Below are 1,282 nucleotides of genomic sequence, written 5' to 3' on the forward strand. Positions count from 1 at the left end.
GGGTGGGGGAGGCCAGGGAGGCGGAGACGGTGAAGCCGGACACCTCGCCCACCGCGCCGCTGGGGTCGGCCACGATGAGCGTGTAGGGACCACCGGGGACGATGCCGCCAGGACACCGCGGATCCGTGACGGGCGGCGGGTCGAAGCCAGCGCAGGCGGGCACGGTGGCGGTGAGCCGCGTGTCGTTCACGAACTTCACGTCGCGCAGCGGGATGTTCACGCGCTGCCCGGGGTCCGTCTTCACGGGCGCGACCACGTACACGTCCGGGATGCCGGAGAACAGCCGCGCGCCGCCGGACACGGTGATGGTGATGGACGTGTCGGTGCTGGCGGGGCCGCTCGTGGGCGACAGGGCGAGCGTGCCCAGCTTCGGATAGGTGACGGTGAGCGCCTGGGCGCGGGTGACGGCGCAGCCCTCGGGGTTGGTGATGCTGACGTCGTAGGTGCCTTCACGCGTGGCGGGGGGCACCTCGGTGTCGATGCGCGTGTCGGAGACGACGGTGACGGTGAAGAGCGGCTGGTCCTCCTCGCCCTCGCGGTGCAGGGTGATGAGGGGCAGCGCGTCCGCGCGGAAGCCGCTGCCTTCGAGGATCAGCGGACTGCCGCCTCCGTAGGAGAAGCCTTGGGGCGCGGTGACGCTCGCGAGCGTGGGCGGCGGCACGACACGCAGGCCGTCCGCGAGCTCCGCGGTGCCGCCCAGGGGGTTGGTCACGGAGACCGCATAGGCGCCGGGCGCGAGCTGGCTGGACGGCGTGCTGTCGCGGGTGGGCAGGTCCATCCGCATCAGCTCGGTGCGCGCGAAGAAGAGGTGGTCGGCGGGGAGCGTGTAGTCGCTGGGGCCGCTCAGCGTCACCTGCGGCAGCTCCACGGAGGGCGTGTCGGTGAGCGCGTCGCGGGGGAGGGGCGTGAAGCCGCTGCCAATGAGCTCCAGGCGCCATCCGGCCGCATCGCCCCCGGCGTTGCAGACGCGCGCGGGCGTCACGAGCCGCTGCAGCGGGTTGATGAGGCCCTCGAGCTTCGGGGTGGGGCCTTCCGTCGATTCGGAGCAGGCGGCCAGGCTCAGCAGTGCGGCGACGACCGGAAGGCGCACGGGTTCCTCCATCATCCCGTCAACAAGGCTGTCACACGTTAGGCCGGGGCCCCGGAGGGTCAGGAGTTTTTTCCGGCTCCGCGCGCACAGCACCCCTTTGCCAAGAGGTCAAGAAAGCTCAAGTGGCTGAAGTTCCAGGGGAATATCCCGTGGAGAGGCGTCGGCACGGCGAATGCTAAGGCTCCAGGCAGC

Annotated in this window: 1 protein-coding gene; it reads right to left on the reverse strand. The window is 71.2% G+C overall.

The genetic code is table 11. The annotated features are described in order from the left end of the window. Window positions 1–1,090, reverse strand: a 1,090-nt coding sequence (locus D7V97_RS43080) for a hypothetical protein (RefSeq protein WP_199729224.1), incomplete at its 3' end; no start/stop codon positions are given. Between the last annotated feature and the right edge of the window lie 192 nt (window positions 1,091–1,282).

The sequence above is a fragment of the Corallococcus sp. CA053C genome, assembly GCF_003611675.1.
Taxonomy (GTDB): Bacteria; Myxococcota; Myxococcia; order Myxococcales; family Myxococcaceae; genus Corallococcus.